Below are 25,392 nucleotides of genomic sequence, written 5' to 3'. Positions count from 1 at the left end.
TGCGGACCCCGCAAGGCCCGCCAGTACCAGGGAGGAACTGTGTTGCCCTTTCCGCATAAGGGGTAAGGGCAACAGACTCAGTTAGGCCACGGCAGCGAATAGGTTTTGACGTTGGTGAAAAACTTCATCGCTTCGATGACGCCTTCCTTCACCCCGTTTCCACTGTCCTTGATGCCGCCAAAGGGCGACATTTCAATGCGGTAACCCGGCTGTTCCCAGATGTTGCAGGTGCCGACGTTCAACCCGTTGATGAAGGCAATCGCCCGGTTCAGATCGTTTGTGCAGACACCTGAAGACAGGCCGAACTCGGTTCCGTTGGAAATTGCCATCACCTCTTCGTCGTTGTCCGGCACGCGAACGATCGGCACGATGGGTCCAAAGGTTTCCTCCATCACCAATTCACTGTCATGGGGCACCTTGTCCACCACGATAGGCGGCAGCAGCGCCCCCTGACGACCGGGGTGGTACAGAATTTCAGCACCTTCTTTTTCCGCCTGAAAAACGCGGTTTTCAAAAACTTCGGCGGCCTTGTCATGGATCACGCATCCCAGTTCGGTTTCCGGGTCTTGCGGATCGCCGAACTTGATCTTCCTGGCCTTTTCAAGAACCAGCGGCACGAACTTGTCGGCCACACTTTCCTGCACGAGAATGCGCTTGACCGCCGTGCAACGCTGGCCGGAATTTCCGGTAGCCCCCGCCACCGCAATGGCTGCCGCCTTGTCCAGATCGGCCTCACTGAGGTCATTCAGAACGATCAGAGGGTCGTTGCCGCCAAGTTCCAGCGCCTGACGCTTGTAGACGCCCTTTTCGGCAATCATCTTGCCTACGGGCACACCGCCGGTGAAGGTGATGATATCGATGTGTTCATTGGTGATCATCTCGTCGCCAATGTCGGCGGGCCAACCTGTCACGACCTGGAACATCTCGGGCGGCAAGCCGGCCTCATAGAGAATGTCAGCCAGTGTCAATGCGGTCAGCGGCGTCAGCTCGGTCGGTTTGCAAACCATGCAATTGTTGGTGGCAATCGACGGCGCGATCTTGTGGCTGACCATGTTCAGCGGGTGATTGAACGGCGTGATCGCGCTGATTGCTTTCACTGGCTCTCGGGTGGTGAAAATCTTGCGGGCCTTGCCGTTGTGGGTCAGGTCGCAGGAGAAGATCTCACCATCATCCTTCAATGCCTCGGCCGCCGCGAATTGATACACGTCCTGCGCGCGCTTGGTTTCGTAGATCGCATGCTGGTGACAGATCCCCAACTCCAGCGTCAGCCATTTCGCAAGATAATCGCGCTTTTCGCCGATCAACTCGCCCGCCCGTTGCAGGATCTGGCTGCGCTCGTATCGGGTCAGCTTGGGTTTGTAATTCGCCGCAATCTCGAACGCCCGGCGCGCATGTTCGGCCGTACCGGCTGGTACGTGACCCACAACCTCGTTTGTGTACGGGTAGAGAACGGGAACGGTGTCGTCGGTAAAGACAATCTCGCCACCGATCCGCATTCCCTCGTTGCGTACTTCGATTTTCGACATGGTCTGATCTTTCATAGCTTACTGTGCCGCCGCTGTTGTTGCGTAGAAGAAGGCATCGAAATTGCGCAGCACGGGTTGGTTTGGCAGGTCGATGACACGGTTCACGATGAAGGGAACTTCCTGCTCGGTCAAACCACCATGGCTGCGTAAAGGTTCTTTGAGTGCTGCCAGATCGTGGCGATGCTCGGACGTGCCGATGCAGATGTTTTCACCGGAAACCATCACGATGTCGCCAATGCGGTCGCCTGGCAATTCGAATTGCTCGATCGCCTCGGCCTTGGTCAGCACATGAGTGATGCCGCTGGTCGCCTTGAGCTTTCTGATGATGTCGTCCTGGTCTGCTCCGTCAGGCAAATAGGCGGTTGCAAAAGACCCCAACGCGCCATGATGCACGACGTATGGATCGGTAATCGGAAGAATGACCCGCGCCGCATCCTTGCCCAGCCATTCGTCCATCAGGTCCTGCACGTACACCACCGAGGGGGATCCATCCGCCAGATGCTTGGGCTTCATGCCGTGATCCGCGGTCACCACGATGGCCGCACCCAGTTCATCCAGTTCGCCCAGATACCGGTCAAACATGGCATAGAAATCCAGCGCGCCTTTTTGATCGGGTGCAAACTTGTGTTGAATATAATCGGTGGTCGACAAATACATCACGTCGGGCTTGAACTCTTTCAGCAGCTTGACGCCAGCGGCAAAGACAAATTCGGAAAGTTCTGCCGAGTAGACCTCGGGGACGTCCATGCCCAGCCATTCGCTGGCGTTGTCGATGCCATGTTCCGCCAGCGTCGTTTCACCCGACCGCTCGGAAGAAAACGCAACCGCCCTGCCCTCGTCAAATTTCAGCCCGGCCCCCAACAGCGCGCGCAGCTTGTCCTTGGCGGTTACCATCGCCACGCGGAAACCCGCGTCGTAGAATTGGGAAAAAATGGTCGGCGCACGCAGGAAGCGGACATCATTCATCATCACTTCCTCACCGCTGTCTGGGTCGATGAGGTAGTTGCCGCAGATGCCATGCACGATCGGAGGGCGCCCGGTGGCAATCGAAAGATTGTTGGGGTTGGTGAAGGACGGGATAACGGAATGGGCCAGTCGGTCCGTGCCCTCTTCGCGTATCCGCTTGAGATTGGGCATCAGCCCTTTCGCAATCGCGACATCAAGGTATTCGGGCTCGCATCCATCAAGGCAGATGGCAATGGCAGGCACCTTCGGCGTCGGATAGACGCGCTCATTTGCTTCGACAGGGGTTTGAATGGTCATCTGTATTTTCCTTGATGTTTAAGCGGCCAGCTTGGCGCGTTCTTCCAGTGCCCGAAGAGGAGGAGCGGCGTTTGTCACGCCCATTTCTTCCAGGGATTCCTTTGCTGCGCGCACGACATTGCGCATGACGTCTTCGTCCATCTGACCGATGCATCCGACGCGGAAACTGTCGACGACGGTCAGCTTGCCCGGGTAGATAATGAACCCTTTGTCCTTCATCAGGTTGTAGAACCGATCGAATACGAATTTCTCATCGGCGGGGCAGAAGAACGTGACGATGATCGGGCTGAGCCAACGATTGTCCAGCAGCGTTTCGAAACCCAGTTCACGCATGCCTGCAACCATGACGTCCCGGTTGCGGGTGTAGCGCGCGCCGCGGCCGGCAACACCGCCTTCAGCGGCATGCGCCCGAAGCGCTTCGATGAAGGCGGCGACCACGTGCGTCGGCGGGGTAAAGCGCCACTGACCGGTCTTGTTCATGTGTGCCCATTGGGCGTGCACATCCAGTGACAGGGAATGACTGTTGCCCTTTGCGGCTTCCAGCTCGCTCTTGCGCGCCACAATGAAGCCAAAGCCGGGAACGCCCTCGATGCACTTGTTGGCCGAAGACACCATGGCTTCGTATCGAATATCCGAGGGCCTGAGCTCAATCGCGCCGAAGGCAGACATCGAGTCGATCAACAGCTTGCGGCCGGCTGCATAGGTGGCCTCGGAAATTTCCTCAACGGGGTTCAAGATACCCGAGCTGGTTTCGCAGTGAATGGCAACAACATGCGTGATGGCCGGGTCATCCGCGAGAATGCGCGCAACCTCGTCGCCCCGTGGCGGCAGGTAATCGCCCTTGTCCAGCACGATATGGTCCCGCCCCAGATACTGTAGCGTCTGCGCAGAACGTTGCCCATAGGCGCCATTGGCCAATACCAGCGCCTTTCCTTCCTGCGGAATAAAAGACGCCAGCATTGCTTCGACCGAGAAAGAGCCGCTGCCTTGCATTGGCACGCAATCGAAGGCGTCGGCGCCGTCACCAAGCAGGTCCAGCAGGCTTGACCGCAGCTCTTTTGTCATGGCGCGAAAGTCGTCGTCCCAGCTGCCCCAGTCCTTCAGCATGGCCTCTTTCACGGCATAGGACGTTGTCAAAGGACCGGGTGTCAAAAGGTATGGTTCGCCGAGGCGCGGTTGCTCGATTTTTGGATGGGATGGCGTCATTACCGGGCTCCAGAACAGCGTTTTCACAAACACCATTGCAGCAACGGTTGCTATATGTGAAATTGCAAATATCAATCTAATTATAAGTGCAGCCTATGCACAAATCATTGGGGACCGGTGATGCGGCACAGCCAGCTCAAAGCCTTTCATTACGTGGCCAAACATGGCGGGTTTTCCCGCGCGGCCGAGGCGCTTTTTCTGACGCAGCCGGCGATTTCCGAACAGGTTCGAAAGCTGGAACAGGATCACGATCTGTTGTTGTTTCAGCGCGAACGAAAACGCGTGAACCTCACCCCCGAAGGCGAACAGCTTTACCGGTTCACAAAGCAGTATTTTGAGATCGAAGATCAGATCGAGGACTACCTTTCGGAAACCAAGGCCGCAATCGACGGGGAATTGCGGATCATCGCCGATTCAGCGCATCACATGACGTCTTTCCTGGGGTCGTTTCAAAAGAAGTACCCCAAAATCACCATCACCGTGCGGTCCGGAAACACCGAAGAAATTCTGGAGGAACTTCGGTCGTACAATGCCGAGATCGGTGTTGTCGGCAGCCTGTCCCCCGGCAAGGACATGGATGTGTTGAACCTGGGGTCCACTGAAATCGTGGCCTTTGCCGCCCAAGGCGTGCTTTTGGCATCCAAACCTTCGCTTTCTTTGGAAGAACTGGCCGATCTGCCGCTGGTTTTCAGAGAGCACGGGTCAAAAACACGTCAGAAACTGGAAGAAGAAGCCGAAAAGCGCGGTATCACGTTGAATCCTGCAATCGTTGCGGAAGGGCGCGAGGCCGTTCGCGAACTTGTGGCCTCGGGCGCAGGCATCGGATTTGTCTCTCAGGCAGAGTATGGGCATGATGATCGGTTGCGACAAATCAAGCTGAAAGGCGTGAAGTTGCAAATGGGTGAAAGCATGATTTCGCTGTCGCAACGGCGCAACGTAAAGATCATCCGAGCCTTCATGGACTTCGCCCAGCGCGCGCTGGAAGAAAGAAGCCCCCCCGCAGATACCTGACCGGCGGAGGCAGGGTTCCTTGGCTACCGGCTTCGCCAAGCCTGAGTGCGCTTGAGAATGCCTTTTGAAGCAATCAGGTGAACGATCCGGGCAGCCGCGTTGGTGTAAAAGATCATCATGCCCATCGCCGCCGCAGGCGCGATATCCCCGGCATCATCCATGTTCAGCACCGCGATGGACGCAAGCGTCGTTTTGGGAGAGTAAAGAAATACCACTGCCGACACGGTCGTCATCGCGTTAACGAACAGATAGATCGAGATGTCCAACACCGCCGGCAGACAAACCGGAACCGTTACCCGTGCGAACAGCTTCATTGTCGGCTGTTTGAGCGAGGCAGACACCGACTCAAATTCTCTGTCCATTTGCTTGAGCGCGGTGACGGCCGTCAGGTGCGATACGGTGTAGAAATGCGTCACAGTGCAAATCACCAAAATCGCCATCGTGCCGTAAATCCCGTTCAGCGGATTGGACGGGTTGTTGAAGAAGAAGATGTAAGACAGCCCCAATACCATGCCCGGGATCGCCATGGGCAGCATCGCGAACATCTGGAAAATCGACCGGCCGGTTCTGAACCCGTTTGATTTTTCCACCAGATAGGCCCCGAAGAACACAACCGTCGTGCCGATGACTGCCGTCAGCAACGCCAGTTTGATCGAGTTGAAATACGACCCCCAGCCGCCGCCGTCCATTCTGTTGAACTGATAGTTCTTGAGGCTCAGACTCAGGTCGTACGGCCAGAACTTGATCAGCGCCGCAAACTGACACACAGCCAGAAGACCAACGATGAACAGGCCGATCAGGCTGCAATAGATCAGGAATATGCGGTCAGCTTTCGGGTTTGGCGTCGCCTGATATGGCACGGAACGCGCCGAAAGCAGCGCAACCTGCTTGGACTGAACCATTCGGTCGATGGCAAAAGCCAGAATGGCCGGGATGACCAGAACCACAGAGACCACGGCGCCCATTTCAAAATTCTGCTGGCCGATCACTTGTTTGTAGATATCCACCGCAAGCACGTTGAATTGACCACCGATGACCTTCGGCAATCCGAAATCGGTGATCACCAGGTTGAACACGACAAAGGCCGCCGAGATCAGGCCATAGCGGGCCCCGGGGATGGTTACGGTCCAGAAGGTCCGCCATGGCGTCGACCGCAAGCTGGCCGCAGCTTCATACAGGCGCGCGTCAGATATCGCGAGCGCGGTCGATATGATCAGGAACGCGTGCGGAAAGGTAAAGAAAACCGATCCGATCACGATGCCTATGGGGCCGTAGATGCTGGCACCGAACAGCAACTCCTTGATCATGCCCTGATTGCCGAACAGGTAGACCAACGCGATGCCCGGCAAAAGCGACGGAACCAGGATCGGTGCCATCGCAATGAGGCGAAAAACACCCTTGAACCGCATGCAGCTTCGGTTCAGCGCATAGGCGAACCAAAACGCCAATGTCACCGTCACAATGGTGCTGACAACCGAGATCCAAAGCGAGTTCTTGATCGAATTGAACAGTGCTGGTGTCGAGAAGTAGTTGATGAAATTGTCCAGCCCTCGCGACTGGACCGGCCGCATTTGCACCCGGCGGAACGTGTTGGAATCAAGCTCGACCCAATCGGTGCCTTCATTCAATGTCGATCCGACCAGAAAGCGCCCGGTATCCGTCGTGTTGCGGACCTTGTACATCACCGGGCTGCGAAAGCTGAAATCAGGAAAGAATCCGGTCACAGGCAAGCGCCCGTCGGAACCCGTCACCAGATCGGAGTCGGAATAGACCCCCAATTGCCTGTTCAACTCGTCCGCCGACAGGATCGTTCCATCGAAGACGCCTGCGTCGTCACTTACCTGAAACTCGTACTGGGACAGCTCGACCCGATAGGTCGAAAACGACTTGGACAGCATCGTGTAAAGCGGCAACGCCAATGTCACGACCAGATACAGCGCGATCACCATCATGCTGCCGCGCATCAGGATATCATCACGGCTGAGCTTGGGCTTGATGTCCGGCCCGACAGGCAGGCTGTCCTGATTGGTAGAAACCGAGCTCATGCCTTGGCCTCCGGCACTTCAAACGCCATAAGGCGGTTCTCGGGAAGCTCAATCACCACTCTGCGCCCCTCTTCCAGTTCCAGACGACGCACAGCGTTGATCGAGAAATCCGCGATCAGTTCCGATGATCCGAACTTCTCGTTGTTCAAGCGGCAGCGCCAGAACGAACCCAGGAACTCCATCTCATCCAGCGTCACCTCTATGCAGTTCCGATTGCCGCCCGTGTCGAGATAACCAGCTTCATGAGGGATGATGTCTTCGGGTCGAATGGCCGCGATGATCGGGGTTCCATCGTTGAACTTGTGGCTGAGGCAGGCAAAGGTCTTTTCCCCGACGCTCAAACGTCCGCCTTTGGTGACCTGTGACCGGATCTGGTTCATTTCACCGATAAAGTCGGCAACGAACAGATTGGCCGGTTCCCGGTAGATTTCGGTAGGAGGCCCCACCTGTTCGATCACACCATGGTTCATGACCACGATCCGGTCTGCCATGGCCAGCGCTTCTTCCTGATCGTGGGTCACCATCACGGTTGTCACACCCAGCTTGCGCTGCAACTCCTTGATCTCGTGCCGCAGATGAACACGCACTTTGGCGTCCAGCGCCGACAAGGGTTCGTCCAGCAGCAAAAGTCCGGGGTTGGTCGCGATGGCACGCGCCAGCGCAATCCGTTGCTGCTGACCACCTGACAATTGCGCCGGATATTTCTTGCCCTGATCCGGCAGACCAACCAGGGTCAAGAGTTCGTTTACGCGAACAGCGATATCCGATTTGCTGCGTCCGGTGTTTTCAAGGCCAAAAGCGATGTTCTTTTCAATCGTCAGATTTGGGAACAACGCGTAGGACTGAAACACGATCCCGAAATCACGCTCGGACGGGGGCAGATTGGACACGTCCTTGCCATCCTGCATGACCGTACCCTTGGTCTGCAAATCCAATCCGGCGATTGCCCGCAAAAGAGTGGTCTTGCCGCACCCGGACGGGCCGAGGAAACAGACAAACTCGCCCTCGTTGATTTCCAAAGAGATGTCCTTGAGCGCCAGAAAGTTTCCGAACGCTTTCCACAAATTTTGGATGCTGAGATACAGTTCACCGGGTGGTGTTTTCTGAAGCACGGGAGAAGTCCTCACATCTGCACCTCGGGCGCGGCCGGTCCTGGCCGGTTGAAACCGGGTGAGTAAGTTGTTTTTCGGGGAACAAGAGACTGGTGCACAGGAGAGGCACGAAAGCCTCTCCTGCCAATGGGGTTACTTCGCTTCCGACTTTCCGTCATAGCGAGACTGCCATTCCTTCAGGATTGCCGCGCGATTGTTGGCGGCAAACTCAAAATCATTTTCGATCATTGCATCCAGAAGACCCTCTGGGAAGTGCTCAACCGGTTTTGCAACGCCCGGATAGGCGACAACTGCATAGCCGGTGTTGTACATCTCGTTGGCTTCCTTGGTGACGGTAAAGTCCACCAGCTTCTGCGCGGCCTCCAAATTGGCGGTGCCAGCAACAATTGCGGTGGCTTCCATGTCCCATCCCACGCCCTCAGAAGGCACGATGATCTCAAGCGGCGCGCCGTCAGCTTTGGATTTTGCCCCGCGGAACGCAAAAGAAATGCCAATCGGGATTTCGCCTGCTGCGGCCAGTTTGCAGGGTTTTGAACCTGAATGGGTGTAACGCGCGATGTTCTCGTGCAGCGCATCCATGTATTCCCAACCACCTTCTTCACCGAACATCTGCAACCAGCTGGACACATCAAGGAAACCGGTGCCCGATGAGTTCGGATTGGGCATGATCACTTGATCTTTGTACATCGGATCGGTGAGATCCTTCCAGGATGTCGGCGGGGTCAACCCGGCCTTTTCGGCCTCGACGGTATTGTAGCAGACGGATGCAACCCAGGCGTCCATGCCGACCCAAGCAGGGGGGTTGTCGCCATCAACAAATTTTTTGTCCAGCTTTTCCACACCGGCCGGCGCATAAGGCTCCAACATACCTTCTGATTTCAGCAGCAGCAGCGACGTGGCGGCCAGGCCCCAAACAACGTCGGCCTGCGGATTATCACGTTCTGCCAGCAATTTCGCCGTAATGATCCCGGTCGAGTCGCGAACCCAATTGATCTTGATATCAGGATGGCTTTGATTGAACGTCTCGGCATACCGGGCCAAATCTTCCGCCTCGACTGCGGTATAAACTGTCAATTCCGTTTCCGATGCCGCAGCCGTCGCCGTCAGCGCACCGATAGTCAGAGCTGCGAGAAGTGATGCTTTGTGTTTCATTGTGATCCTCTGTTGGTAGTAATGTTATTTCCGCCATTCTTGCGCGGCGTTCGAACTCGATTATTGTGCACCGATTGTTTGACAGCAGTTTGACAGATAAAAACGCCAATAAAAATCGATTATATCTTCGATGTCATAAGCATTTCCTATAGATGAAAACCGCCCGCCCTGGATGATCAGCGCGGAACTGGACCATGACGATCAACAGATCATCAGGGCATGTCAAAGGCGCTGAATTCTTCCGACTTTCCTGCGGTGGCGCAAAAACGCTCAACGTGTCATCGCAAGGAGTCCGATCCCGATCGCGACAATGGTCGCTGCAAGAAGCCTGTTGGATTTCGGCCCTTCGCCGAACCACATCACACCAATAAGCGATGCAAAGATAACCGAACTTTCCCTAAGGGCGGATACAACGCCCAAAGGCGCGACCGTCTTGGCATACAGCACCAGCCCATACGCCAGGCCAGAGATGACGCCGCCTGTCAGACCCGCCCAGACATAGCGCCTGGGCAGCGCGACGAAACGCTGCCATCTGGTCGCGAAGATAAACCCGGCAACAAAAATCTCGGCAACGAACAATGCCGCAATGTACCCCAGTATATTCCCGGACAGCCGGATACCAATGCCGTCCACAATCGAATAGGACGCTATCATCAGGCCCGTGCCAAACGCCGCCGCCACGGCGACCCAGCTTGTGTTTCGGCCCAGCCCGACCAGGGACAGGCACCCAATCCCAGCCGAGATACAGACAATGCCGACCCACGCGATCGGCGGCAGAAACTCACCCGCGAAAAGAATGGCACCCACCGTGACCAGGATTGGCGTCATCCCGCGTGAGATCGGGTACACCACCGACAGATCCCCATGTTTGTACGCGGTGTTGAGAAACCAATAATACCCCCAGTGGATCAGGGTCGAGCCGATGATGAAGGGGACCGCCGCCCAAACCGGCAAGCCGATAAAAGGCAACGCAATCAGCGCAGGCACGGCGTGGCCAAGCGCCACCAACCCCAAAACAACCGCTTTGTCGGGCGCGCCTTTGACAACCGCATTCCAGAGCGCGTGCAACACGGCTGCGGTCAATACGATGAGAACGGCCTGTAATGTCATTGTGGCCCGACGATGTAAGCTGAATACCTGTCTTGCGTCACAATTCGGCTTTCAGAGCGCTTGTTTGCGCGCGCGCATGCAGTGGCTCGACCAAAGCTTGACCTGCATCGCGGCGGCAACGGTTTAGGGGGCTCAAACCCGCTGGGCAATGCAATCCGGGCGAGGGGCGGATCCGGTTGGTCATCGCGGGTTGGGTGCACAACTGATGATCCCGACCAGCCGCATGCCATGTGGTGCCACGGCTTGGTTGCCCCAGCGCAGTAAGCACCACGTCACGATGCCCCTTTCCGGTCAGATGAAACGCAACCGTGCAGCCAATGATGCCGCCTTTGACAATGACATGCCGCGCCGTGCGGAAGTTTGGTGTCAGCCATCGGGTCGCTCCGTACTCAGGGATTCGGTTTTCCCTTCACCCTATTTGTACTTTGCAAAATTTGGCAATTGTTTTCCAGTTATTGCGTCACGCTTTCACGATATCCACGGGCTGGCTTTGCAGCGCACCAGCTATGCTGTTGGGCAACGCATCATCCACCACCAGAGTCGCTTTCACCGGCAGAGGTTTCATCACGATCGGACCAACCATGTTGAACTTGCTGCTATCAGCCAGGATCAGCGGCCGCCGCGCCCGCTGCATCATCATATGACGCAAGTTGGCGCCTTCCAGCGAGAAATCGGTAAACAATGCCCGAGAGCTCACACCGCCGACCCCGATCAACGCATATTCTGCATTGTACCGCGACAGGTAGTCGAGCGTGTCCAAACCCAATGTGGCATTCTCTGAAAAATCCAGCCGCCCGCCCAGCAGCGTGACTTCGGCGGCCGCCGGCGCCAACACAGATGCAATCGCCAAATCATTGGTATATATGGTAAGATTTTGCCGCACAGCGGCCAGAGCCTGCGCCGCCGCCACTGTCGTTGACCCGCTGTCGATTATCACGCTGGCCCCGTCCGGGATCACGCTTGCCACATAGGCTCCAATCCGTTCCTTGCCTTGCGGGTTGGTTTGAGCCCGGTCGGCCATCGGAGGTTCCCGCCTGCGGATACTGGTCGCGCCGCCCCGCACCTGATGAAGCTTGTTCTCCAGTGCCAACTGTTCAATATCCTTGCGCACGGTTTCCCGTGACACACCAAGCCGTTCCGTCAGCGAACGGATCGAGACCGCTGGCTGGCGCGAGACTTCTTCCAGTATGATGGCGTGGCGTTCAGGTGCGAGCATTGACCGGCCCTTTGGTTTTGGACTGCATGAATATGCCAAAACTTGCAAACATGGTACAGCCCAAACACCCAATCAGACACGCGTTGCCATAGCGCCGCGGTAACGCCCTCACACCAATGGTCCAGAGCGGTCAATGGACCCTGCCACCGGGCACGCAGTGACTACGCCGGGTAGATGGGGAACGATTTGCACAACGCAGCGACCGAGGTTTTGCAGCGCAGAATTGTCGCGCCGGTATCACCCGCGGCCTCAGCTTCGATCAAATCCGCAATCACGTTTGCCAATTGGTCGAACGCGGCCTCTTTCATTCCGCGGGTCGTTGCCGCGCTCACGCCCAGGCGCAATCCAACCCATTCTGGCGGTCGCGTGCTGTCATTGGGGATCGCGTTTTTGTTGGTCGTGATGTTGGCCTTCTCCAGAACGACCTCGGCACGTTTGCCTGTGATACCCTTGGAGCTGAGATCCACGAGCACCAGATGCGTGTCAGTACCACCGGACACGATACGCAACCCCCGGGACTGCAAGGTTTCCGCGAGTTTGGCGGCGTTGGCTTTGACCTGCGCTCCGTAGTCCTTGAATTCATCCGTAAGCGCTTCGGCAAGGCAAACTGCTTTGGCCGCCAGAACCTGGCTGTGGATCGAACCCTGAACGCCGGGGAAAACCGCAGATTGCAGCCTCTTGAACCAGTCCTCGTTGTTGGTGAGGATCACCCCGCCACGAGGACCACGCAGTGTTTTTGTCGTGGTGCACGTCACAATGTCCGCATGCGGAAAAGGCGAAGGATGCACGCCCGCAGCGACCAGCCCGGCAATATGGGCCATGTCCACATGAAAATGCGCACCGACCTTCCTGGCGATTTGCCCCATGCGCTCGAAGTCGATTTCCCGTGGATAGGCAGACCCACCCGCGATCAGCAGCTTTGGCCGGATTTCCTCAGCCAGTTTTTCCAGCGCATCGCAGTCAATGACCTCGGATTCGGCGTCGACACCATAATGATGCGGTTCGAACCAGCGACCCGACAGGTTGGCCTTCAGGCCGTGACTCAGATGACCGCCGGCAGCCAGATCCAGCGACAAGACCCTGTCGCCAGGCTTGAGCAGCAGAAAGAAAACAGCAAGGTTTGCCTGACTGCCGGAATGGGGCTGAACATTGGCATAGTCACACCCGAACAGTTCCCTGGCGCGGTCGATTGCCGCCTGCTCGACGACGTCGACAAACTGACCACCCCCATGGAACCGGTTTCCCGGATACCCTTCAAGCGTCTTGTTGGTCATCTCATGCCCAAGAGCATCCAGTACCGCGCGGCTGACGATATTTTCGGACGCGATCAGCTCAATTTGGTCCTGCTGGCGCTTTTTCTCGTTTGCAAGAGCTTCTGCGACGACGGGGTCGGTCATCCCGACTGGATTTTCAAAGTGCCGCGACATCCGGGCTCCTCCGATGCGATTACGTTTTCTCCAAAATTCCAGAGTTCCACTGGCTGAAGCAAATCAGTATTGCTATTTATTTGCCGCAGAAAAACTAAGGCTAAGTTGGATGTCACTTTCCCCTCGTCGCCCGAAAGGCCCACACCTCAACGCTTTACGAGCATTTGAAGCGGCGGCTCGGCTTGGAAGTTTTACCGCTGCGGCAGACGAGCTATCCGTTACACCGGGCGCGATAACTCAGCACGTCAAGGCCCTTGAAGCCTGGGCCGGCACCCAACTTTTTGTCCGAAATGCCCGCGGGGTCGAGATGACGGCGCTTGCCGAAGAGCTTTTGCCCGGGTTCACCCAGGCGTTTGATCAATTGGGAATGGCCGTGCAGGAACTTCGAACCAAGGCCCTGCCGCGCAAGGTCAAGGTCGCCGCGCTGCCGTCGATCGCGCAATTGTGGCTGGCGCCCAGACTTGGAACGCTCAGGCAAATTGCCCCGGATTTGTCCGTGTCTGTCGTGGCCCTTGAAACGCCGCCAAACCTTGCGCGTGAACCATTTGACATGACTTTGTTCTTTTCCGGTGAAACGATCGGAATCAACGAAATCAAAATAGCCGAAGATGTGATTTTCCCGGTTTGCGCGCCCTCGGTCGCGGACAGATTGAAATCTGTTTCAGATCTTTCGCGGGAAACCCTTCTCCATGACGGGGCATGGGCAAATGATTGGGACAATTGGCTGAACAGCCAACCAGATGGCGCAGGTGTACCGAAGACGGGAACCGTGCACTCGTTGTATTCCGTCGCGCTGGAAGAGGCGCGTCATGGCGGTGGCGTGTTGATGGCGCACGAAGTTCTGGTTCAGAACTTGCTGGACAATGGCGATCTGGTTCGCCCGTTTTCGGCCTCGTTGAAGCTTCCCCGCGCAATGGTGGCCAAATTCACACCCTCTTTCAGCAGATCCCCCGCCTTCAAAGAGTTCAGATCGTTTTTGCTGAACGCAAACTGAAAAGCGGTGCCCGCAAAACGGGTTGTTCGCAACGATCAGGCCCGCCTTCCTCTGACAGTCTCGGCTGGCCAAACTTCGCGACGGATCCTTCGGGCAATACCATCAAATCCGTGAAGCTTCACATACTTAAGTCGTGGTCCGGCCTCGGACTGGAAGGTTGAGAAACGCGCCCCGACGATGCAAGCTGCTGTCAAGAACCATGGTTCGGGACGGAGGAAGAATGTCAGACGCGCGCCCCCCGGCGGAAACCGATCCTGGTCTCGCCGTACGCGACCTTAGCTTTCATTATGGCGCCAAGACGGCTTTGGATGCTGTCTCTTTTGACGTGTCGGCGGGGATGTTCTGCGGTCTGCTCGGTCCGAATGGGGCCGGTAAATCGACACTGGTGTCGCTGCTCACGCGATTGCTTGTGGCGCCGGACGGTGAAATCACGGTCGCGGGCCATGATCTGCGCCAATCTCCACGCAAGGCGCTGGCAAAGCTTGGCGTGGTCTTTCAGCAGCCGACACTGGATCTGGGTTTGACGGTGCGCCAGAACATGGCCTATTTCGCAGCTCTGCATGGGTTGTCGCGATCCGAAGTCCCCGGCCGTATCGACGCGGCGCTGGATCGGCTGAACATGCGCGACCGCGCCGGGGAACGAGTGCGCGATCTCAATGGCGGTCATCGCCGCCGGATGGAACTGGCGCGTGCCCTGCTGCACGAACCTTCGGTGTTGCTGTTGGACGAACCGACCGTTGGGCTTGATGCCGCGGCTCGGCACGCGATAACCGACCATGTGCACGACCTGGCGGAACAGGGGCTGTGCGTGTTGTGGGCCACGCATCTGACAGATGAAATGCGCGATGACGACCAGCTTCTGGTTCTTCATCGCGGTCAGATTCTTGCCAGTGGGCAGGTGGGCCGCCTTCGGGGGGATCAAACACTGTCCGATTGGTTCCTGTCCCGAACCGAGGTGCCGGCATGAACGGGTTCCTGGGAGTCGCCCGCGCCATCATCGGACGCGAGTTTCTGCGTTTCATCCATCAACGCGAACGATTTCTGGCAGCCCTGGTCCGGCCAATGGTTTGGCTTTTGATCTTCGCAGCAGGGTTTCGCGCGGCCCTCGGCCTGTCGATCATTCCCCCCTACCAGACCTATATCACTTACGAGACCTATATCGTCCCCGGCCTGTGTGCGATGGTTCTGTTGTTCAATGGGATGCAAAGCTCGCTCAGCCTTGTCTACGACCGCGAGATGGGCTCGATGCGCCTACTGCTGACCAGCTCGTTCCCGCGCTGGTGGCTTTTGTTCTGCCGTCTGCTGGGATCAACCGCGATATCCATCCTGCAAGTCTATACGTTTCTCGCATTGGCCGCTGTGTTCGGCATTGTCCTGCCCCTACCCGGATATGTCGCGGTTCTGCCGGGGCTGGTTCTGGGCGGTCTGATGCTGGGCGCGCTGGGGCTGGTGCTCTCCAGTTTCATCAAGCAGCTGGAGAATTTTGCTGGCGTAATGAATTTCGTCATCTTCCCGATGTTCTTCCTGTCCTCGGCCCTTTATCCGCTGTGGAAAATGGCTGAGAGCTCGCCATTGCTGCGTGATATCTGTGCGCTGAATCCTTTCACGCATGTGGTCGAGTTGATCCGGTTTTTGCTTTACTTGCAGATCAACTGGGGTGCCCTGCTGTGGGTTCTGGCGTCAACCGCGATACTGAGCGCGATCGCCGTTTGGGGGTATGATCCGGCCCGGGGCCTGATGAGGCGGAAATCATGACGGCCGCGCCACAAACCGCAAAGCGGAGTCTGCTTCTGAAAACACGCTTGGGCCTTGGGGCCGTCGTGCTGGGATCAGGCACCCTGCTGGCGGCCGCAATCCTTTACTTCGGGATGCAGACCGTCGCCAGCCGCCTGGAAACGGCTCTGGCATCGGAAACCCGCATGGCACGCTATGCTGCTCTGTCGACCCAGGCGGCCACATTTCTTGTGATCGCAACCGAGTCGATACAGACCGGCCAAACGGTCGAGTCTCGACTCGATCGCCTTTCGCCGATCCGAGACCAGATTGGGGCAACGTTTCTACAGCTTCGTTCCGATGTGGAAGATGCCGTTGCCGCGGTTCAATCCCTGGGGCTGGACGAACAATCGCGATACGGAACCCAATCCCTGGGTCTGGCCAGAATGGAGGCGCTGCTGGCCAGCACGCTGGAAGGGCTAGCCGACGCAGAAGCCGATCAGGCCCAGCTACGCGCCTATGTCGACTCGTTTGCGTCGGCGTTTGATCCTCTGCTCAGCCAGGCGGTGAATACCGAGGTTCTGTTTCGAAACTCCGTCATGGCGGGGATCGAACGGACCCGTTGGGTTCTGACCTGGGCGGCACTGGCACTAGCACTTTTCGCCTTGCTCAGCACGGCGTGGTTCTATTTTGGCCTGGTGCGACCGCAGTTCTCTCGTCTGGATCGGCTGCGCAACGCGGCGGTTCAGGTCGGCCGATCCGAATTCGCAATTTCGCTGCCTCAAACCCGCAATGATGAGATCGGCCAGTTATATGGCGAGACCAACCGCATGGCCGCTGCATTGAGAAAACGCCAGGCCGAGGTTGACGCTGAATGGGCCCGGTTGAACGAGACCATTGCCCAGCGAACCCGCGAACTGAGCGCTGCAAATGAGTCCCTGTCCAAGATCGACGAAAACCGGCGCCGCTTTTTTGCTGATGTCAGTCACGAACTGCGCACACCGCTGACGGTCATCATGATGGAAGCTCAGATTGGCCAGAGGGATAACCAGACCGCGCCAGAGGCGTTGGCGACAATCGAAAGCAGCGCGGCAAAACTGAACCAGAGAATCGATGATTTGCTGCGCGTCGCCCGTTCCGAAACCGGTGAGCTGGCTCTGGAACCAACCAACGTTGCACTATGCGATCTGATGCAAACAGTCGTGAGCGACATTCAACCTGAAATCGATGGCGCCGACATGCAGCTTGAAACGGGCGACTTCCCGGATTGTTCGTTGCACTGTGACCTGAACTGGATTCGTCAGGTCCTGCTCAGTCTGATACGCAACGCGATCCGGCATGCGCGGGACGGAAGGGCATTGTTGCTGTCCGGCCAATCGGTTGATGGTGGCGTTCAAATACAGCTGACCGATAACGGCCCCGGAATTCCCGTCGGCGCCCAAACCCGGATCTTCGAGCGGTTTGTTCAGGGAGGGGCAGCAAACAGCCAGGGCTTCGGTGTCGGGCTGGCACTGGCCAGGTGGGTCATCGAGGCCCATGAAGGAACCATATCGGTGGCAAGCCCGGTACCGCGTGAAAACGCACTGGGATCAAATGCCGGTACAAAAGTCTGCATTCGACTACCGCTGGCGGAGGCATAGAAAATGGTCTCCAGACTGCTGATCATAGATGACGACCCCAGAATCACGTCGGCCCTTGTCCGGGGCCTGTCGCTGCACGGCTACGCAGCCGAGGCTGAGAACCGCGCCGACCAAGGGTTGGAGCGGTTGAAAAGCGGTGTATTCTCGGGCGCGATTGTCGATGTCATGCTGGGAACCGACAGCGGCATCGAACTGGTCCGGGCCGCGCGTCTTGCCGGGGTCGGAATCCCAATATTGATGTTGTCTGCCCTTTCCGATGTCGATCATCGTGCCGCCGGGCTTGAAGCCGGGGCCGATGATTACGTCGTCAAGCCGTTCAGCTTTGAAGAGCTTGTCGCCCGGTTGCAGGTACAGGAACAACGCGTGCTCTCTCAGCGCCCGGACCCCGCGCGCCTGTCGTCGCGGGACAGAACGCTTTCGATCCGCGAGACACGCATTGCGCTCACCGAACGTGAATTCGAACTGCTCACGCTGCTCAACAGCAAGGCCGGATCGCCAATATCCCGAGGAGAACTGTTTGACACGCTCTGGTCACAGGACGGGTCCAGTAACGAAAACGTGGTGGACGTCTACATCGGATATCTGAGGAAGAAATTGGGGTCGGATGATTTTGGGTTTGAAATCAAAACCATACGCAACCAGGGGTTTTGCATTCAGGGGGTCGCCCCGTTGTCGGATGACACCTGAGTACCGACCAAAGTCTAAATCCTTCTTATGAATTAAGAGTCGCACGGGCGCATGAGACCTGCCACATTGCTCGCAAGCACTTTCTAGGAGGAGGACCCTGATATGGCTTGGAACAGACCTGTTATTCGCGAAATCGAATGCGGCATGGAAATCAACATGTACGGCCCAGATCACGATGATGAGCGCGGTGGCGGCCTGATCTGATCAGCCGCAGGCGCCAACAATAGATGACGTTGCGCGCAATAATACTTGGGGCCGCTGCTGGCGGCGGCCTTCCGCAATGGAATTGCGGATGTGAAAACTGCAATCTGGCCCGAAGCGGACATATTCCGGCGCAGACGCAATCATCACTCGCAGTCTCACCCGATGGCCAGAACTGGGCCATCCTGAACGCGTCTCCGGATATTCGAACGCAGATCGGCAATACGCCTGTCCTGTATCCGACCGGCTTGCGAGCGGTGCCGGTTCAATCGGTGCTGGTGACGAATGGTGACATCGACCATGTGGCTGGCTTGCTGACGCTGCGCGAGATGCAGCCATTCACGCTGTTTGCAACCCAAAGCATTCAGGACGTCATCGCGCAGAACCCGATTTTCGACGCCTTGAACGCCTCGGTCGTCACACGCGCGCCGATCTCGTTGAATCAGACGTTCGATCTGGTTCCCGGCTTGCAGGCGACATTGTTTCCGGTGCCCGGCAAAGTGCCTCTGTATCTTGAAGGGGAACATGTCGAAACCGAATTGGTTGGCGAACAAACCGTCGGGGTGGCACTGAGCGCGCAGGGGAAGACGGCATATTACATACCGGGCTGTGCCGCGTTGACGCCCGAGCTGCGCGCCCGACTTGACGAGGCCGATCTTTTGTTTTTCGACGGCACACTTTGGCACGACACGGAAATGGTGGAGGCCGGGTTGGGTCAGAAAACGGGCAAGCGGATGGGCCATATGTCGATGGACGGCCCCGATGGATCGATCGCTGGTTTCGCCGATATGAAAATCGGCCGGAAAGTGTTCATCCACATGAACAACACCAATCCGGTTCTGCGCCCCGACAGCGCCGAGAACGCCCGGGCAAGGGCCACAGGCTGGACAATAGGCCAGGATGGCATGGAGATAACGCTATGACCCAAAGCCGCACAGAGTTCGAGGCCCGGCTTCGTCAGATCGGAGCCGAGCGTTACCACGACCTTCATCCGTTTCATCATCGCCTGCACGGTGGTCAATGCACGCCTGACGAAGTGCGGGCCTGGGTGATCAACCGCTACTATTATCAGCATTCCATCCCGATGAAGGACGCCGCCTTCATGTCGCGTGTAGAAGATCCTGCGCTGCGCCGAGCCTGGCGGTCGCGGATCGAGGATCATGACGGTACGGAAGACAACGAAGGTGGTATCCGGCGATGGTTGCGACTGGCCGAAGCCGTCGGTCTGGATCCGGACTATGTCGCCTCATGCGACGGCGTATTGCCAGCCACCAGATTTGCGGTGGATGCTTACGTGCGATACGTCCGCGAAAAGTCGTTGCTGGAAGCGGTTGCGGCCTCACTCACAGAACTGTTTGCTCCCAAGATTCATGCCAACAGGATCGAAGGCCTGCTTCGGCATTACGATTTTGCGGATGACAGCTCACTTGCCTATTTCCGCAACCGCCTGAAAGAAGCCCCCAAGGATGTGGCCTTTGGTCTGGCATGGGTTCTGGATCATGCCGACACCGCAGAAAAACAAGACGCGGCAGCCAAGGCACTGATTTTCAAGACCGATGTTCTCTGGTCGCAGCTGGATGCCCTGTGGGGCGCCTATGTCGAACCTGCCCGAATTCCTCCGGGGGCATGGAAGCCGGACACCGGTTTACGGATGCGGCAGGCGTCGTGATGTTGGCGCAGGAGGTCCCCTTGCTACCGCGTGGTGTCCGCATCCATTTCGATTCCGTGCGAGAACAATGGGTTCTGCTGGCACCTGAACGGGCCGTGACGTTGGATCAGATCGGACATGCGATTCTGAGCGAAGTAGACGGCCAACGCAGCTTTGGTCAGATCACCGCAAGACTGTCCAGGAAATACAACGCCCCGGAAGAACAGATTGTCGAAGACAGCTCGGGGTTTCTGGATGCCCTTCGGGTGCGTCGCTTTCTGGATGTCATCTGATGCAGGTAAAACCCCCTCCCCCCATTGCCATGCTGGCCGAGCTGACGCACCGATGTCCGTTGTCCTGCCCCTATTGCTCAAACCCGGTCGAAATGGCCAAACTCGACAATGAAATGGATACCGAAACCTGGGCACGTATTTTCAAAGAAGCGACGGCGCTTGGTGTCTTGCAATTGCATCTGTCCGGTGGCGAACCCGCATCCCGCCGCGATCTGGTTGCGCTGGTCAATGCCGCGCGTGAGTCCGGGTTGTATACCAACCTGATCACGTCGGCGATCGGCCTGTCCGAGCGACGCCTGCGTGAGCTGGACGACGTCGGCCTGGACCATATCCAGCTTTCTCTTCAAGGCACCGACGCCGCGATGGCGGATAAGGTAGGCGGCTATCGCGGCGGGTTTGACCGCAAGATGAAAACGGTCGAATGGATCAAGAAGATCGGGTTTCCGCTGACCCTTAACTTCGTGCTGCACCGTCGCAATGCCCACCAACTGCCGCGGGCGCTGGAACTGGCACAGGAGATGGGTGCTCGGCGGATCGAGGTTGCAACGGTGCAATTCCACGGCTGGGCCTTGCGAAACAGGGATGCCTTGATGCCGACGCGGGAACAGGCGCAACAGGTGACGCGACAGGTGGCCGAGGCCAGGAAAAACCTCAAGGGGCAACTGGTCATCGATTATGTTCCGGCGGACTATCACGACGACTACCCCAAGCGATGCATGGGCGGCTGGGGGACAACCGGGCTGAACGTGGCGCCAGACGGTCAGGTTCTGCCTTGCCATGCGGCACAGTCCATCCCGCATCTGACATTTGACCGGGTACAGGACAAACCGCTTGCGGATATCTGGTTCCATGGCAGCGCGTTCAATGCCTATCGCGGCACGGATTGGATGTCGGACCCGTGCAAAACCTGCGAACGCAAAACCATTGATTTTGGTGGCTGCCGCTGTCAGGCCATGGCCGTTATCGGAGACGCAGCCGCCACCGATCCGGTTTGCATCAAATCACCCCACCATCAGATCCTGCAAAACCAGGCAAACGAACATGCCGCCAAATCGGATGCACCCTTTATATATCGTACCGCTCCCGGTGCCGCGAGAGAGCCCGCAGAATGACCCTAACCAAGAACCGCCCCACCAGGCCCGGGTACCAGATTCAGGATCCGGTCGGAAAGCCGCTGTGCTTCGGGTTTGGAATGCGTCACGAACAGGGTCGCCGGGCGATGCCTCGTGATGAGGTCCTCGGTCAGAGTCAGCATCGTCTCGGCCGTTTCGGAATCCAGTGATACAAAAGGCTCGTCCATAATCAGAAATTCAGGCTGCCCGGCAAAGGCGCGCGCCAGAGAAAGCCGGCGCTGCTGACCCAATGACAATTGACCGGGAAACAAATCCCCCTTTCCGTCCAGGCCAACGTCTGACAGCGCAGCGTCAATGTCAGCCTGCGACAGGTTACCATGGATCAGGGCGAGATTATCGAAAGCCGAGCGCCATGGCAGCAAAGTGGGTTCCTGAAACACAATCGCAAGCCGATCCGGCCGCACAATCTGGCCTTCGAAATCCGGGTCAATGCCTGCCACCAATCGCAGCAACGTCGTCTTTCCGATGCCCGATGGTCCGGTCAGCGCGACCGTTGCCCCGGCGGCGATGTCAAATGCAATGCGGCCCAGAACGGCGTGGTGTTCAAAGCGCTTCCTTCGGATGTCAATTCTGATCATGCAGTTCTCCACCGTCGAGCGCTACGCTCCAAAGGTTGAAGAACCAGCCATTCGACAACCAGCATGACGGCAATGAACGAAAACGCATAGACCAGCACCATTGCCACATCAAACAGCTGAAAATACAAGTGGATTTGAAACCCGACCCCGGATGAGCGCCCAAGAAACTCGACCACGAGCACGATCTTCCAGATCAGAGAAAGCCCGGACCGTGCGGCAGCTGCGATAAACGGGGCAAGCTGCGGCAAAATCACATGGCGCAGTCGCCTTTGCCACGGTATCCGGTAGACCCGTGCCAACGCATCCAGATCCGGGCTCAGCGCCCGGCCGCCCTCTCGGAGGATCGTCGCGACATTGGGAATTTTGTTCAGCGTAACCGCCGTGATCGCCGCAGCCTCGGTCAATCCGATCCAGAGATAACACAGCACGATCAGAACCAGCGCGGGCAGGTTCAGGAAGACAACCAGCCATGGATCGAGCCAGCGGTTCAGCGCATCCGACCGCCCCATGGCCAGGCCAATGATCGTTCCCAATGTCATTGCCAGCACGAACGCCCAGATCACGCGTGACAGGGTCGCGCCAAGGCTGCGCAGCAACTCTCCTGACGCAAGCTCTTGATGAAACCGGGGGATCAGGTCCCAGGGTTGCGGCAGTATCTGAGGGTCTGCGGTCAGAGACGCCGCAACAATCCACAGCGCCACAAGGCCTGTGATAGACAAAAGCGGCGTGAGGCGCGCGTTTTGCATCTGATCCTATTCCACGTCGGCAAAAAGACCCTGCGGCACAGTCGTCGCGGCGCCCACCAGTTCAGCCCCGCCCAATTCGGCCATAAGTTCCAGCATCCTGTTGGCCGCGACCGCATCTACCGGGCGGCGATCGGGAATACCGGCGATCCAATCGAGCTTGAGTTGTTCAAACTGTGCATCGGACGAGACGTTCATGCGCGGTCTGATCGCCTCCCATGCCTCGGGCGAATTGGCCAGCAGGTCCTTGGCGTCGCGGCTGGCGGCAAACAGGTTTTGGGCAAGGTCGGGGTGTTCGTTCAGAAAACTCTCTTTCAGGTAATAGCCCAGCAAGGGCGTATTGGTGTCGAGACCCAAGGCCTGCCCGGCTTCCTCAACCGAGATCAGCTCTTTCATGCCGGACGCTTTCATCTTGGCCAGGAAATGCCAGAAATTGATCGCCCCGGCATAGTCGCCGTTCAAAGCAGATTTGAAGATCAAAGGGGGCGCACCGAACACCTGTTCGGTGTCGGCTTTCAAGTCCATCCCGTATTCCTTTGCCGCATAGGCGCGCAGGATCAGCCAGGATTTATCCAGCGGTCCACCCGCGATGCCGATCTTGCCGCCCGCCAAATCCTTCAAACTGGTTGCCGGGCTGTCAGCGGGCACAACCACGCCGCCCACGGCTTTGGAATAAGGGATGAACACATAGTCCTTGCCAGCAGCCCTTTGACGAGCAACCCAAATCCAGTCGGCAACGGCCAAATCAGCCTCATCCCCCTCGACCGCGATACGCGTTGCGCCATTGTCGGCAAAAGGTTGAACATCAAGGACAAAGCCATGTTTCCGATCCAGACCGTTCCTGCGAATGGTCTCAAGTTCCCAATTCACCGTTCCGATCTTGAGTACGGCCGCGCGAATGGTCGGCAGGGTCTCGGCGGCCAAAGCCCCCGAACTGAGTGCAAATGCAAGGCACGCAGCAAATAGTTTGGACATGACCCGATCCCGTTTACTCGCTATTCCGCCTTTCGGCTGACTTCATTCAAGTCTTTGTCCAATTTGATATCGAACTGGTTGCCGCCCTTGCAGATGACATCGTCCAGATCATAACCATCATCTTCAACCTCGATATCATCCGGGTCCATCTGACACTCGACCGAGGCAAGATAGGCCTCGATCTTTGCCACCGTTTCCGCGTCAATGTCGTCGGCGAAAGCCGGGGCCGCCAGAAACCCGGCGGTTGTCAACATTGCAAATCTTTTCATGACGTTATCTCTCCCTTATTGAATACTCACCGTAATGCGTTGCGTGTCGCCGGTGGAACCGGGGATGCGAATTTCATGACTGCCGGGTTTGATCGCGATAAAGGACAATTCGGCGACGCCGGCCTTGTCAAATTCGATGCTGTCCACCGCCATCGGACGGATCTCGATCTTGTTGATCACGATTTCATTCATCCAGATCGCGCGAAAGAAAGACGGCCCTTCTATGGCCAGTTCCGCCGAACCGTCAGCGGTGATCTCAAGCTTGTAATACGCGCCGGATTGCAGAACCACGTCGTCACCCAGCGGTTGCCCCGAAGCAAGCGTCAGCTTGATGGTTTCCCCGCGGTTGCATTTCGCCAGAAGCCCGGCAAATCCCAGATCATCGCACAAAGGTGCCGCCGATATCGGCCCGCCCAGCGCCGCGACCATCGCTGCGATCAATAGTTTCTTCATTCCTGTCCCTCCCAGAACGTCAGTCAATGGTCACCACGCCCCAGGGCTGTTGCCCGACCTGCACCGATTTGATCGCCTTTTCAGAGGCGACATCGATGATGGTGATGTCGTTTGAATTGCCATTCGTGGTCAGCAGATATTTTTCGTCCGGCGTGAAATCCAACTGCCAAACCCGCTGCCCCACCAGGATATAGTCCAGCACTTCAAGACTTTGCGCGTCAACCACGGCAACCCGGTTTGCGGGCCCCAAAGCAACGAACAGGCGTTTGCCATCCGATGTCACCTTGGCACCGACAGGCTGCAACCATTCCGGCTGCACGCCCGCCACTTCGAAGCTGATCTTGCCGACAACAGTCGGCGTTCCGTCTTCTGCAATGTCCATGACAGTGACGGTTCCGCCGATTTCCGATGTTACGAACAGGCGCTTTCCATCCGCTGTATACTGGGCATAGCGCGGGCGCTGGTCGACCAGGACATTATGCTTGATGGAATAATCCTCGGTGGAAATGAAATGCGCCATGTTGGTGGTCTCGGACGTGTTGACCACGAACTTGGCGTCGGGGCTGATCCCCATGCCCTCGGGCTCGACGCCGACCGGAACCTCGGCCAGAATGGTGCGGGTTTCAGTGTCGGTGACCGTCACCAGATTGTCGTCCTCATTGGCGATATAGAGCCGCTTGCCCGAGGGTTCGAGAATGAAAAGTTCGGGGTCCGGACCAGAGGGCAAACTGGGAAGTTCCTCATAGGTCTCTGTATCAAATACCCGGATGATATTGTCATCCGAGGCACAGACATACAGCGTGCCGCCATCCGGGCTGACGGTGATCCCGCGCGGTCGGTTGCCGCCTGGAAATTCGGTGATCACCTCCCAGGTTTCGGTATCAACCACGGTAATCGTATTGCCCCGCTCGTTCGAGACAAAAGCCTTGCCCGCAAACACGGGACCCGCAGTCAGCGCAGCACAGGCAACGGTCAACAACAGTCGTTTCATCAATAC

At 57.4% G+C, this 25,392-nt stretch carries 27 protein-coding genes; 11 read left to right on the top strand and 16 right to left on the bottom strand.

Annotated features, from left to right (window positions below):
• Nucleotides 1-77 precede the first annotated feature (77 nt).
• Genes phnY through ACR0A2_RS11855 form a run of 3 tightly spaced genes read right to left on the bottom strand, consistent with a single transcriptional unit; the run spans nt 78 to nt 4,031 of the window.
• Nucleotides 78-1,541, bottom strand: a complete 1,464-nt coding sequence (phnY, locus tag ACR0A2_RS11865; protein WP_480835127.1) for a phosphonoacetaldehyde dehydrogenase — start codon at nt 1,539-1,541, stop codon at nt 78-80.
• A gap of 3 nt (nt 1,542-1,544) precedes the next feature.
• The gene (gene phnA, locus ACR0A2_RS11860; RefSeq protein WP_480835126.1) at nt 1,545-2,789 is read right to left on the bottom strand and encodes a phosphonoacetate hydrolase; all 1,245 of its coding nucleotides are present in this window, start codon (nt 2,787-2,789) and stop codon (nt 1,545-1,547) included.
• A gap of 18 nt (nt 2,790-2,807) precedes the next feature.
• On the bottom strand, nt 2,808-4,031 hold the full coding sequence (locus ACR0A2_RS11855) for a 2-aminoethylphosphonate--pyruvate transaminase (protein ID WP_480835125.1): 1,224 nt from the start codon (nt 4,029-4,031) through the stop codon (nt 2,808-2,810).
• A gap of 84 nt (nt 4,032-4,115) precedes the next feature.
• Here ACR0A2_RS11855 and ACR0A2_RS11850 point away from each other — a divergent pair, with 84 nt between their 5' ends.
• Complete coding sequence (locus tag ACR0A2_RS11850) at nt 4,116-5,006, top strand: LysR substrate-binding domain-containing protein (RefSeq protein WP_480835124.1); 891 nt, start codon at nt 4,116-4,118, stop codon at nt 5,004-5,006.
• Nucleotides 5,007-5,029: 23 nt separating this feature from the next.
• Here ACR0A2_RS11850 and ACR0A2_RS11845 read toward each other — a convergent pair whose 3' ends face one another.
• The 7 genes from ACR0A2_RS11845 to ACR0A2_RS11815 all read right to left on the bottom strand — a co-directional run bounded on the left by ACR0A2_RS11845 (nt 5,030) and on the right by ACR0A2_RS11815 (nt 13,038).
• Nucleotides 5,030-7,051: a putative 2-aminoethylphosphonate ABC transporter permease subunit gene (locus ACR0A2_RS11845; protein WP_480835123.1), complete on the bottom strand. Its 2,022-nt coding sequence runs from the start codon at nt 7,049-7,051 to the stop codon at nt 5,030-5,032.
• Entirely contained in the window at nt 7,048-8,163 is a 1,116-nt protein-coding gene (locus ACR0A2_RS11840) for a putative 2-aminoethylphosphonate ABC transporter ATP-binding protein (RefSeq protein ID WP_371814376.1), read from the bottom strand. Before ACR0A2_RS11840 ends, ACR0A2_RS11845 begins: the two co-directional genes overlap by 4 nt.
• 132 nt (nt 8,164-8,295) lie before the next feature.
• A complete protein-coding gene (locus ACR0A2_RS11835) occupies nt 8,296-9,315 on the bottom strand; it encodes a putative 2-aminoethylphosphonate ABC transporter substrate-binding protein (RefSeq protein ID WP_171118362.1) in 1,020 nt (339 codons plus the stop codon).
• 270 nt (nt 9,316-9,585) lie between these two features.
• Nucleotides 9,586-10,425 (bottom strand): EamA family transporter, encoded by an 840-nt coding sequence (locus ACR0A2_RS11830; RefSeq protein ID WP_480835122.1) that lies wholly within the window; start codon nt 10,423-10,425, stop codon nt 9,586-9,588.
• A gap of 37 nt (nt 10,426-10,462) precedes the next feature.
• Complete coding sequence (locus tag ACR0A2_RS11825; protein ID WP_480835459.1) at nt 10,463-10,762, bottom strand: FAD-dependent oxidoreductase; 300 nt, start codon at nt 10,760-10,762, stop codon at nt 10,463-10,465.
• A gap of 123 nt (nt 10,763-10,885) precedes the next feature.
• On the bottom strand, nt 10,886-11,641 hold the full coding sequence (locus tag ACR0A2_RS11820) for a DeoR/GlpR family DNA-binding transcription regulator (RefSeq protein ID WP_480835121.1): 756 nt from the start codon (nt 11,639-11,641) through the stop codon (nt 10,886-10,888).
• A gap of 161 nt (nt 11,642-11,802) precedes the next feature.
• Entirely contained in the window at nt 11,803-13,038 is a 1,236-nt protein-coding gene (locus ACR0A2_RS11815) for a serine hydroxymethyltransferase (RefSeq protein ID WP_480835120.1), read from the bottom strand.
• Nucleotides 13,039-13,177: 139 nt separating this feature from the next.
• Between ACR0A2_RS11815 and ACR0A2_RS11810 the strand changes: the two genes are divergently transcribed.
• The 10 genes from ACR0A2_RS11810 to pqqE all read left to right on the top strand — a co-directional run bounded on the left by ACR0A2_RS11810 (nt 13,178) and on the right by pqqE (nt 21,356).
• Entirely contained in the window at nt 13,178-14,062 is an 885-nt protein-coding gene (locus ACR0A2_RS11810; protein WP_480835119.1) for a LysR family transcriptional regulator, read from the top strand.
• 220 nt (nt 14,063-14,282) lie between these two features.
• The gene (locus tag ACR0A2_RS11805) at nt 14,283-15,029 is read left to right on the top strand and encodes an ABC transporter ATP-binding protein (RefSeq protein ID WP_480835118.1); all 747 of its coding nucleotides are present in this window, start codon (nt 14,283-14,285) and stop codon (nt 15,027-15,029) included.
• A complete protein-coding gene (locus ACR0A2_RS11800) occupies nt 15,026-15,817 on the top strand; it encodes an ABC transporter permease (protein WP_171363233.1) in 792 nt (263 codons plus the stop codon). Before ACR0A2_RS11805 ends, ACR0A2_RS11800 begins: the two co-directional genes overlap by 4 nt.
• Nucleotides 15,814-17,415 (top strand): sensor histidine kinase, encoded by a 1,602-nt coding sequence (locus ACR0A2_RS11795; RefSeq protein WP_480835117.1) that lies wholly within the window; start codon nt 15,814-15,816, stop codon nt 17,413-17,415. Before ACR0A2_RS11800 ends, ACR0A2_RS11795 begins: the two co-directional genes overlap by 4 nt.
• A gap of 3 nt (nt 17,416-17,418) precedes the next feature.
• Nucleotides 17,419-18,102 (top strand): response regulator transcription factor, encoded by a 684-nt coding sequence (locus ACR0A2_RS11790; protein WP_480619005.1) that lies wholly within the window; start codon nt 17,419-17,421, stop codon nt 18,100-18,102.
• 102 nt (nt 18,103-18,204) lie between these two features.
• A complete protein-coding gene (gene pqqA / locus ACR0A2_RS11785; protein WP_117873022.1) occupies nt 18,205-18,306 on the top strand; it encodes a pyrroloquinoline quinone precursor peptide PqqA in 102 nt (33 codons plus the stop codon).
• Nucleotides 18,307-18,329: 23 nt separating this feature from the next.
• The gene (pqqB, locus tag ACR0A2_RS11780) at nt 18,330-19,226 is read left to right on the top strand and encodes a pyrroloquinoline quinone biosynthesis protein PqqB (RefSeq protein ID WP_480835116.1); all 897 of its coding nucleotides are present in this window, start codon (nt 18,330-18,332) and stop codon (nt 19,224-19,226) included.
• Nucleotides 19,223-19,972, top strand: a complete 750-nt coding sequence (pqqC, locus tag ACR0A2_RS11775) for a pyrroloquinoline-quinone synthase PqqC (RefSeq protein ID WP_171232375.1) — start codon at nt 19,223-19,225, stop codon at nt 19,970-19,972. Before pqqB ends, pqqC begins: the two co-directional genes overlap by 4 nt.
• Nucleotides 19,930-20,244, top strand: coding sequence for a pyrroloquinoline quinone biosynthesis peptide chaperone PqqD (pqqD, locus tag ACR0A2_RS11770; protein ID WP_253283556.1), 315 nt, complete (start codon nt 19,930-19,932; stop codon nt 20,242-20,244). Before pqqC ends, pqqD begins: the two co-directional genes overlap by 43 nt.
• A complete protein-coding gene (gene pqqE / locus ACR0A2_RS11765; protein ID WP_480835115.1) occupies nt 20,244-21,356 on the top strand; it encodes a pyrroloquinoline quinone biosynthesis protein PqqE in 1,113 nt (370 codons plus the stop codon). Before pqqD ends, pqqE begins: the two co-directional genes overlap by 1 nt.
• Before the next feature lie 2 nt (nt 21,357-21,358).
• On the opposite strand, the gene ACR0A2_RS11760 is transcribed toward pqqE, so the two are convergent.
• Genes ACR0A2_RS11760 through ACR0A2_RS11735 form a run of 6 tightly spaced genes read right to left on the bottom strand, consistent with a single transcriptional unit; the run spans nt 21,359 to nt 25,386 of the window.
• Entirely contained in the window at nt 21,359-21,955 is a 597-nt protein-coding gene (locus ACR0A2_RS11760; protein WP_480835114.1) for an ABC transporter ATP-binding protein, read from the bottom strand.
• A complete protein-coding gene (locus ACR0A2_RS11755; RefSeq protein WP_480835113.1) occupies nt 21,952-22,701 on the bottom strand; it encodes an ABC transporter permease in 750 nt (249 codons plus the stop codon). The genes ACR0A2_RS11760 and ACR0A2_RS11755 overlap by 4 nt, the downstream gene beginning before the upstream one ends.
• 6 nt (nt 22,702-22,707) lie before the next feature.
• A complete protein-coding gene (locus tag ACR0A2_RS11750; RefSeq protein ID WP_480835112.1) occupies nt 22,708-23,673 on the bottom strand; it encodes an ABC transporter substrate-binding protein in 966 nt (321 codons plus the stop codon).
• 20 nt (nt 23,674-23,693) lie between these two features.
• The gene (locus tag ACR0A2_RS11745) at nt 23,694-23,942 is read right to left on the bottom strand and encodes a PepSY domain-containing protein (protein WP_480835111.1); all 249 of its coding nucleotides are present in this window, start codon (nt 23,940-23,942) and stop codon (nt 23,694-23,696) included.
• A gap of 15 nt (nt 23,943-23,957) precedes the next feature.
• The gene (locus ACR0A2_RS11740; RefSeq protein ID WP_480835110.1) at nt 23,958-24,395 is read right to left on the bottom strand and encodes a cupredoxin domain-containing protein; all 438 of its coding nucleotides are present in this window, start codon (nt 24,393-24,395) and stop codon (nt 23,958-23,960) included.
• Nucleotides 24,396-24,414: 19 nt separating this feature from the next.
• The gene (locus ACR0A2_RS11735) at nt 24,415-25,386 is read right to left on the bottom strand and encodes a YVTN family beta-propeller repeat protein (protein ID WP_171205913.1); all 972 of its coding nucleotides are present in this window, start codon (nt 25,384-25,386) and stop codon (nt 24,415-24,417) included.
• Nucleotides 25,387-25,392: the final 6 nt, after the last annotated feature.

The organism is Ruegeria sp. H8 (assembly GCF_056532905.1).
Note: the sequence above shows the minus strand (reverse complement) of the source record. Positions and strands in the feature narration are given on the sequence as shown.